The organism is Nostoc sp. KVJ20, from assembly GCF_001712795.1.
Taxonomy (GTDB): domain Bacteria; phylum Cyanobacteriota; class Cyanobacteriia; order Cyanobacteriales; family Nostocaceae; genus Nostoc.
Genome location: NZ_KV757759.1, coordinates 36,851 through 46,359, shown reverse-complemented (window position 1 = coordinate 46,359; position 9,509 = coordinate 36,851). Strand labels below are relative to the sequence as shown.

Here is a 9,509-nt window from a genome sequence, read left to right as displayed (position 1 = left end):
AACAGGGAAGCCATGATCAATTATTGCGAGAAGGAGGGCTTTATGCCACTTTGCATAACTTGCAGATGTTGGGAACTTAAGATATTTTCAAAAAAAAATGAATAGCACTAAGGAACTTCCAAATAAAAAATACTCAACAAATTCTTGTGGGGCGGGCAAGATGTCTACCCCACAAGATTGGATAATTTATTTGTTGAAAGTCGCTAATATAAATTAGCGCATGATAGAAAATGCGATGGCTACGCCCGCCATAGGCATCGCAAAAAATCATTGTGTAAGAGTGCCTAGTTTACTCTCGTAGGCATTGCATGAAATTATCGTGTAGAGAGAATATAGTGTTGGGTTTCGCTTTAATCCACCCAACCTGCAAATAACCTAACGCACCAATCAAAGCGCGTAAAACTGTTTGAGTTGCTTTGTTTGATGATAGTTGGATGATATAAAAAAGGTGCGTTATATTCTGTTAAAGCACACTATAGGCTCGGCGATTATACTACAATATTCTTTCACAAATATCCCTAGCTTCGCCTCTCCTCAATTCTCGTCTTGACACACTCCTTAATTGTCGAGAACATTCAGACACTGTTTCATTTCTTATTAAGGATTCACAAACATTATCAACCTCTCGTCTACCAACAAGTTCTTCTCTTCTCAAAATTCTTACACATCTACGTATATCTCCAGGTCTTCGATCATCATCCCGCCGTTGTGCTTGTAGTGGTGGTGATTGTGGACAGCCAAAGGGCGTACAGGCTTGTCCTAGTGGTGCATTAGGACAGCCAAAGGGATTACATTCAGCAACACTAGATGGTGAACAGCCAAAGGGATTACAATCCGCAAATGCAGGTTTGATATCAACACCAATAAGGATTGCGCCGATTGGAACTGTCAAGAATAATGCAGCATTCACAATTTCTCGTCGGATGATTTGTAACATAATATTGGATTCTCAAATTAACGTGTATAACAGCAACAGAAATTATCATTATGGAACAATGGAACGGGTTCATTTTGACTCAAGCATTTTCGTGTTTGCAAACAGTTGATAAGTTATAACCATTCCCAAACTTAATGCAGCGAAAGTTAAACCAATTCCTAATTGTTTGTTCATTCCTCTTGCTTACTTTGTTTCGCTTCTCCTAAATTCCCAGTAAAAACTTGGGAATTATGAATACTACTTATCTAAAGACTCTACTGCCTGGTATAAAGATTGCCGGTTAGAAAAGGTCGGAAAAAAGTCGGATCTTTTTAGTAAATTTACGTAAAAATTAAGAAAAAATAAAGCTTTTAGTGAGAATATCGTAGTCTAACTAGTACTAATACATATACAAATGACGGTTGAAGAGGCGATGCCTGCGGCGGGCTACGCCTACGCACTAGCCGAGCAATTATTAGAACGGGGATGCTTAACAAAAATTAAATCTGTAGAGACACGATTTATCGCGTCTCTTGCCTTAACCGAACCGTATTGTTTCTACTCCCAATACTTGTCGGGTTTTGGGGAAAAGGGTAAGGGGAAAGAAAAAACCTTTAACCTTTTCCCAAAACCCAATTCCGAGTTCAAAATGCAAAACCCAAGCAGTATTGTCTCTACTCCTAACTCCTAACTTCAAACTCCTAACTTTTAACTTATAACTCCTTAAAAAAATCCCCACTCAGAGATTTGTCTGAGTGGGTAATATGAGGTGGGACAAGATAATCTTCCCAACAGGAGTAGGGGAATTATTTGCTTTCTGTAAAATCAGCGTCAATCACATCATCGCCGCTACCAGAGCTAGATGTAGAACCGCTATCTTGAGGTTCAGCACCAGGTGCTGCACCGCCACCAGCTTGTTGATAGATGTTGCTACCAACAGCGAATAGCGCTTGTTGCAATTCTGGGGTGAGCTTCTTGATTTGCTCATCGTCTTCTTTCGCAACTGCTTCCCGCAGTTCTTTCACTAAACCTTCGACTTTGGTCTTGTCAGCATCGGGAACTTTATCGCCCAATTCTTGTAACTGCTTTTCAGCTTGGTATGCCAAAGAATCGGCTTGGTTCTTGCGTTCAATCTTCTCACGCCGTTCTTTGTCAGATGAAGCGTTCTGTTCAGCTTCTCTCACCATCCGGTCAACGTCATTTTTATCCAGGGTGGAAGCGCCGGTTATGCTGATGGACTGTTCTTTACCAGTGCCTTTGTCCTTAGCAGTGACGTTAAGAATACCATTAGCGTCAATATCGAAGACCACTTCAATTTGAGGGACGCCGCGTGGTGCAGGAGGAATACCATCAAGGCGGAAGGTTCCCAAGCTCTTATTATCGTTAGAGAATTCGCGTTCACCTTGCAGAACGTGAATTTCTACGTTGGTTTGACCATCTACAGCGGTGGAGAAAACTTCGGATTTTTTGGTGGGAATTGTAGTGTTGCGAGGGATAATTTTGGTCATCACGCCGCCCAATGTTTCCACACCCAAAGATAGCGGTGTCACGTCTAACAGCAAGATGCCAGTTACATCACCAGCCAGTACCCCGGCTTGAATAGCTGCACCAACTGCTACGACTTCATCAGGGTTCACGCTTTGGTTGGGGTCTTTACCCAATACCTGCTTCACAATCTGCTGTACAGCAGGAATGCGGGTAGAACCACCAACTAATACCACTTCATCAATATCGCCTTTGTTTAACTTGGCATCCCGAAGGGCGTTTTCCACAGGAACACGACAACGGTCGATTAAGTCAGAGCAAAGTTCTTCAAACTGAGCGCGAGTAAGGGTTGTATCCAGATGCTTGGGGCCATCCTGGGTTGCGGTGATAAATGGCAGGTTAATTTCTGCTTGGGTGACGCTAGAAAGCTCAATTTTGGCTTTTTCTGCGGCTTCAGTCAGACGTTGTAAAGCTTGTTTGTCTTTCCGCAGGTCAATACCTTCGGCTTTCTTGAACTTATCAGCTAAGAAGTCAACTATTTTTTTATCGAAGTCATCACCGCCAAGGTGGGTATCACCAGATGTGGCTAGTACTTCAAAAACTCCATCTCCTACTTCCAGTACGGATACGTCGAAGGTACCACCACCCAAGTCAAACACGAGAATGGTTTCGTTACTTTTCTTGTCAAACCCATAAGCCAAAGATGCAGCTGTAGGCTCGTTGATAATCCGTAGAACTTCAATCCCGGCAATTTTACCAGCGTCTTTTGTCGCTTGCCGTTGGGAGTCGTTGAAGTATGCCGGAACGGTGATTACAGCTTGGGTTACGGTTTCGCCCAAGTATTTGCTGGCATCTTCAACTAGTTTGCGAAGAACTTTTGCAGAAATTTCTTCAGGAGCAAATGCTTTACCAGCGATTGGACAATCTAATTTGACATTGCCGTTATTGCTGAGGACTTTGTAAGAAACTTCCGTAGCTTCGTTACTCACTTCGTCGTAGCGGCGTCCGATGAAGCGTTTGACTGAGTAAAACGTATTTTCTGTGTTCATCACCGCTTGGCGTTTGGCGATTTGACCAACCAAGTTATCGCCATTTTTAGCAAATGCCACTACTGAGGGTGTTGTCCGAAAACCTTCAGCATTAGCAATTACCGTGGGTTTACCACCTTCCATCACTGCCACGCAGGAGTTCGTTGTTCCTAAGTCAATTCCAACTACTTTTGCCATTTTAGGTGCTGGCTCCGTATAACTACAAATGAATGAATGAGAATATAAAGCACTAAATTTTCAACCAACAGGGTCAAGAAATCAGCCAGTTCAGCATGAATACCTTTGATTCGGCCTTCCTGGGGTTAAAACTCCAGACTAATGCTGATATATATACTGAACCTTAGTGGTAGCCAGTCCATGAAGGGTGGTTTCCCGAACCTTGCTTAGGACGGTTAAACTAACTAAATTGTGTTTTTAGTTGGTTCATGGATTTATTTGTCTTCACTCTGTCTAATGTATGAGAATTAATACTTTCAGCAATTAGGGTGAACCGTAACGTCCGAGTGGTGTTTGCCGTCTTTTGAGGCAATAAACTACAGAAACACTGAGGATTGGGCATCAGACATAGAGCATAGGGCATTGAATAAAATATGACACTCAGCACTTAGCAGTTACTCAGAGTAAAGAAAAAAGAGTTTCCCAATCAATTACAGGCAGTCTTTGTCCTTGGTTGACTATTTCAAAAATTTTCCTAGAACTACTTGGGTACAAAAGGCATTCCACACAAGCATTTGCTACATCAATCCGGCTGGTATCACCCGAAAGTGTATCCCCAGTACTTACGACCACACCATATTTACCGCCTGTTTTTGCCTTAAGGAGGGTGTTGAGGTCGTATGAGGTATAGGGGCCGTCAATGAGGCGTCCTGGGCGGATAATGGTGTAGGGTAATCCTGAATTAATAATGGAATCTTCGCCCTTTTGTTTGGCATCCAACACACCAAAGGCATTAAGAATACTAAAAGGAAACTGATTTTTACGGAGAATTCCACAGGAAGAGACGAAAACGAATCGCTTCAAATTCCGGGGTGCTGCTTCTACTAGATTGCTTACACCTTGAGCATCGACCTTTTCCGGACTATTCTTTGCTTTTGCTTGACTAGATTTGGGGTTAAGGAAAGTGATGCCCCATTCAAGCAAGTTCGGGGATTGCTCAAATTCCCATCGCTCAGAGGGAAAGGCAGTGGTTCCGGTACAATTTATGATGTGGGTGACATCTGGCATTGCGGCTGGCAGTGTAGCTGGCTGGCGGATGTCACCAACGGCAATTTCCACTCTTTGGTTAAACATCTCTTCAGCTTTGGCGGCATTGCGTGTCAGGACACGAACTTTCACGCCCTTTTCTAGTAACTTGCCTACCACCAGTTGCCCCACTCCACCAGTAGCACCAGCAACTAATACCAAATCTTTAACTGAATCAAAAGAAGTCATAAAGTGCTTTTAAGATAGTCTATTGTTAATCTACTCAAAAAATGCAATGTCTATGATCGGCTATCCCTACGTACATCGCCGAAACAGGGACTTTCAATAAAAAATATCTCATCACCAAAGAATTGGGTCTGAAACCCCGTGCTTCACGCAAGGTTTTAAAGTAATGAGTAAGGAGTAATGAGTGGATGAAAAATGGGTATTCACTCATTACTTATTACTTATTACTCATTACTCCTTCTTAAGAGCGCCTTTAGGTCGGTGAGGAGATAAATTTGAGGGTAGGGAAAGTCATTTTGAACATAAATGAGTAAATACCCATTACTCATTACTCATTACTCATTACTTATTTAATTTGGTTCACCAATGATGACACCAAAACTGTATGAATAAAAAATGGGTAAATCTCATCAAAGTCAACAGCCTAGGCGTAGCCCGTCGTAGACATCGCCAAATAGCGGAAATTGCGCCCGAATTGTTCGGTTCTACCACTGTCACCAGTACACAAATGGCTATAACCTCTTAAGTAGTAGTGAAATGTCTACCCTAGACGCTGTTAGTCGCTCTTGAATTAAGGGGTGAAAGCCTGTGTACAAATGGATATTGCCAAGCCTGAGCGAAATCTTGGCTGAAAATCAATCAAGTATAGCTGAATGTTCACCTGCCAAAGCAGAGCGGCAGTGGCGTGTCAGCCTAGCAGCGACAGAACATTTGCTATTAAAGACTTTAGCAACTGCCTCGGTTGACACAACCCAAGGATTAGTTTTAGCTGCACCTGCACCCTTATTTAGTCAGCCAAAACTGACTCAAAGCTTAGAAACAGTAACTTTTACGGCAAAACCATTTAACCCTTTGGCGCTGATGCCATTTCAGATGCCATGTGCGATGCCTGGGTTGGACTATGTTAACGAATCTGTAAATGAAGAAATTGCTCCTCATGAATCGGTACTTCCCTTACTACCTGCCGATCCACTCGGCGCGGAACAATTTTGCTTGGTTTTTACAGATAAATTTAGATTAGTGCTGGTTTTAGCAACTCACAAAAACGGTAAAAAAACCTTTTCATTTTCTTTTGAGCCAGAGGTAGTACAGCAGGCTTGGCGATCGCTAGGCGCAAGGGTAATGCTAGCTAATCCAGAGTTCTTTGCCCGCCTGGATGCATTGGTAGAACAGTATTCCCCGGTAGCACCAGACTACCGCATTATGATTGAGTTTAGCCAGTTGTTGCTTCAAGAAGTAACAGAAGCAGAAGAGACTAGAGACTCTTTACTAGGAACTGGAGACAAGGACAATAACTCATCCTCAATGCCCAATGCCCAATGCCCAATCCCTCATACCCAATCCCCAAATCCTGATGTAGAATTGCTCCAAGCCTTCGCTCACGAAGTCCGCACACCTTTAACCACGATTCGCACTATGACTCGTCTGCTGCTGAAACGGCGAGACTTAGATGCTAGCGTGATCAATCGCTTAAAAGTTATCGATCACGAGTGTACCGAGCAAATTGACCGCATGGAGTTGCTGTTTAAGGCAGCAGAACTGGAAACTACTACCTCAGCAAAATCCTCAAAAACTCAACTCACGCCCATGTCTTTAGATCAAGTGTTGCAGCAAAGTATTCCCCGTTGGGAACAAGCAGCACATCGGCGTAACTTAACTTTAAATGTTGTTTTACCCCAGCAACTACCAACAGTGGTGAGCAATCCCATGATGCTAGATCAGGTACTCACTGGTTTAATAGAGAATTTCACTCGCAGCTTACCCTCTGGTAGCCATATTCAAGTACAAGTTATCCCGGCTGGAGATCAACTGAAGTTACAATTATCGCCTCAATTTGGGTGCAAAGATTCCAATAAAGCTGCCACACCTGCAACACCACCAATTCGCAAAGCCCTTGGTCAACTGCTGATGTTCCAACCAGAAACGGGTACGATTAGTTTGAATATCGCCGCAACCAAACATTTATTCCAGGCGATCGGTGGCAAATTGATTGTACGCCAGCGTCCACACTATGGGGAAGTTTTGACGATTTTCTTGCCTTTAGAAGTTAGCAATAAATAGAAACTAGGAGTCAACAGTTAGGAGGCATATCATATCTGCATCAAAATACTTAAATATATAGCTAAGTGCTGAGTGCTGTAAATGGATAGCGGGGCGTTGAGCCAGTGCTGAGTAAAAATCAGTTGTCCAATACAGTTCAGATAAGACCAAAACACTTGTAGAGACGTCGATTTATCGCGTCTCGAAAACCCACAATTTTGTACAATTAGAGGATGTTTGAAAAGTCCTCTTGTCAGTATCAAAAATTTTAGATCCCTCTAAATCCCCCTTAAAAAGGGGGACTTTGATTCCGATTCCCCCCTTTTTAAGGGGGGTTAGGGGGGATCTAAAAGTGCCGAAAGTCACAGCGAAAAACTTTTCAAACAACCTCTTAGCCCTTAACCCAAGCGTCTTGATTTATAAATAGGCTCTAATACCATTTCACTTTAATAATGATACAAATACGTGGGTAGGGGTTTAGCAGTGCTAAACCCCTACGAAAAATCTATATGTATCAAGATTTTCGTGAAATGGTATGAGACTTTCGTTTTTTTAAGGACAATCACGAAACTTCTTTGACCAGATAACCATCTTCCATATGAATTATCCGATCTGCAATATCTAAAATTCTATTGTCGTGAGTGACCATTAAGATAGCACAATTCTGTTCTTTAGCTAGTTGCTGCATCAAGGTGACAACATCTCGGCCTGTCTTACTGTCTAAAGCTGCTGTCGGTTCATCAGCTAAAACTAATTTGGGATGACTTACTAAAGCACGAGCAATGGCTACTCGTTGTTTTTGTCCTCCAGAAAGATCAGACGGATAATAATTTACTCTATTCTCCAATTTAACAGCACTGAGTATAGATTCTGATTTTTTGCGAGCTTCCAATTCAGGAATATTTTTGTGTAATTCAAGTGACATTTGAACATTCTGTCTCGCTGTTAAGAAATCTAGCAAGTTGTGAGCTTGAAAAATATAGCCAATATGCCGACGTACTTGAACTAATTGCTGATTACTAGCTCCAGAAAGCTCCTGACCGATAAACTTCAAACTTCCTTCTTGGACAGAACGTAACCCACCAATTAAAGTCAGTAAAGTTGTTTTTCCTGAACCTGATGGCCCAGTCATAATCACAATTTCTCCATATTTGATATTAAAATTAATATCAGATAATACCTGACTTCGTATTTTTTTATCGCCGAAGTAGTGATTAAGATTTTCTATGGTGACGATGAATTTTTGTTTAAGCATTTTATTTATACACTAGATTTAATCTAGAAAATATCTGCTGGATCTACATTCCGGAGTTTATTTGTAGATAAAAAACCCGAAGTTAAACACATTAATGTTGCTGAGATTAATACTAATATGGCTTTATCTGTAGTCATGATAACTGGTAATTTAGTAGCATTTTTTGATACATCATATAGGGCTATAGATATAGCTAAACCCGGAACATAACCTAGAGATGCTAAAATTAAAGCTTGTTGAAAAACTACACTTAATAAGTATTTGTTTTTGAATCCCATTGCTTTTAAAGTTGCATATTCGGTTAAATGACTAGAAATATTACTATAAAGTATTTGATAAACAACGATTACACCAACAACAAACCCCATTAAAACCATCAAGTTAAACACGAACCCAATAGGTGTTCTAAGAGACCAATAGGCTTTTTCCAAAGCAATAAAGTCTTTGCGGGTAATAACTCTGACATCTTTGGGTAATTTGGCTGATAAATCTGCTAAAACTTTTTGGGGGTTAGCACCAGGTTTGAGTTTAATTAATCCTATATCTATTTTTTGTACCGGACGATCTTGAAATATTCGCAGAAAAGTTGAAGAACTAACGATTAAATTTCCATCAACGCCAAAAGAAGGCCCTAGTTTAAATAAACCACCAATTTTAACTCTGTAACCAACTAATCCGGTATAGCTAAATATTTCAACTTTTATATCTTTTCCTTGCTCAAAATCTTTAGCGATCGCACCAAATTCTGGACGAGAATCGCGGTCAAATAAAACAATATTAGGAATCCTGATTATACTGAGCTTTTCTTCGATATTTGGAAACTTAAAAATTGATTTAACTGGATCGAACCCAAGCACATATAGTGGAAATTTTAGACCATTGTTGGGGTTCTTAAATTTCGCGAATTGTACATATAAAGGGCTAACTGATTCTACACTATCAAAACCTAATACCTGATATAAATTTGAACGAAAAAAGCTTTGATTTGATGTTAGCGATTTATATTGGGCACTGATTAAAAATAAGTCTCCTTCTAGATTTTTATGCAACTGGGTAGCACTATCATAGAGGGCGGCTTGGAAACCAATTTGCATAAACATTAGAACTGCTACAAAAGCAATTCCAGCCAAAGCTACAATAAAACGAATTTTTTGTCGAGCTAATTGTAGCCAAGCTAAGGGTATATTGAGAATCATTTGGTAAACCTCAAGGATAGAAATTAGACTAAGCTGAGGAAAATTGCTTTGTTTAAATCAAGATTTTTTAGCCTGTCCTAATTACGAATTAATCTTAGGCAGTTTAGGAATATTTTGTGAGTTAAAAAAGCTCTATTTAG

The 9,509-nt window shown here is 40.8% G+C and carries 8 protein-coding genes; 3 read left to right on the top strand and 5 right to left on the bottom strand.

Annotated elements, in window-relative coordinates:
• Positions 1 to 493: 493 nt before the first annotated feature.
• The gene (locus A4S05_RS35490; protein WP_069074451.1) at positions 494 to 937 is read right to left on the bottom strand and encodes a hypothetical protein; all 444 of its coding nucleotides are present in this window, start codon (positions 935 to 937) and stop codon (positions 494 to 496) included.
• Positions 938 to 1,331: 394 nt separating this feature from the next.
• Here A4S05_RS35490 and A4S05_RS35485 point away from each other — a divergent pair, with 394 nt between their 5' ends.
• Positions 1,332 to 1,607, top strand: a complete 276-nt coding sequence (locus tag A4S05_RS35485) for a hypothetical protein (RefSeq protein ID WP_069074450.1) — start codon at positions 1,332 to 1,334, stop codon at positions 1,605 to 1,607.
• Between the two features lie 115 nt (positions 1,608 to 1,722).
• Here the strand turns inward: A4S05_RS35485 and dnaK are convergent, their stop codons facing one another.
• Positions 1,723 to 3,627, bottom strand: a complete 1,905-nt coding sequence (gene dnaK, locus A4S05_RS35480) for a molecular chaperone DnaK (protein ID WP_069074449.1) — start codon at positions 3,625 to 3,627, stop codon at positions 1,723 to 1,725.
• A gap of 438 nt (positions 3,628 to 4,065) precedes the next feature.
• Positions 4,066 to 4,881 (bottom strand): SDR family oxidoreductase, encoded by an 816-nt coding sequence (locus tag A4S05_RS35475; RefSeq protein ID WP_069074448.1) that lies wholly within the window; start codon positions 4,879 to 4,881, stop codon positions 4,066 to 4,068.
• 382 nt (positions 4,882 to 5,263) lie between these two features.
• On the opposite strand from A4S05_RS35475, the gene A4S05_RS42345 reads away from it, so the two are divergent.
• Both A4S05_RS42345 and A4S05_RS35470 read left to right on the top strand, forming a co-directional pair.
• Positions 5,264 to 5,404 (top strand): hypothetical protein, encoded by a 141-nt coding sequence (locus A4S05_RS42345; protein WP_176727200.1) that lies wholly within the window; start codon positions 5,264 to 5,266, stop codon positions 5,402 to 5,404.
• A 62-nt stretch (positions 5,405 to 5,466) separates the two neighbouring features.
• On the top strand, positions 5,467 to 6,939 hold the full coding sequence (locus tag A4S05_RS35470) for a sensor histidine kinase (RefSeq protein ID WP_069074447.1): 1,473 nt from the start codon (positions 5,467 to 5,469) through the stop codon (positions 6,937 to 6,939).
• Positions 6,940 to 7,480: 541 nt separating this feature from the next.
• Here A4S05_RS35470 and A4S05_RS35465 read toward each other — a convergent pair.
• Both A4S05_RS35465 and devC read right to left on the bottom strand, forming a co-directional pair.
• Positions 7,481 to 8,173 carry a DevA family ABC transporter ATP-binding protein gene (locus A4S05_RS35465; RefSeq protein WP_069074446.1) on the bottom strand — a complete coding sequence of 231 codons (693 nt, stop codon included), beginning with the start codon at positions 8,171 to 8,173 and terminating at the stop codon, positions 7,481 to 7,483.
• A 23-nt stretch (positions 8,174 to 8,196) separates the two neighbouring features.
• Positions 8,197 to 9,369: an ABC transporter permease DevC gene (gene devC / locus A4S05_RS35460; RefSeq protein WP_069074445.1), complete on the bottom strand. Its 1,173-nt coding sequence runs from the start codon at positions 9,367 to 9,369 to the stop codon at positions 8,197 to 8,199.
• Positions 9,370 to 9,509 lie beyond the last annotated feature (140 nt).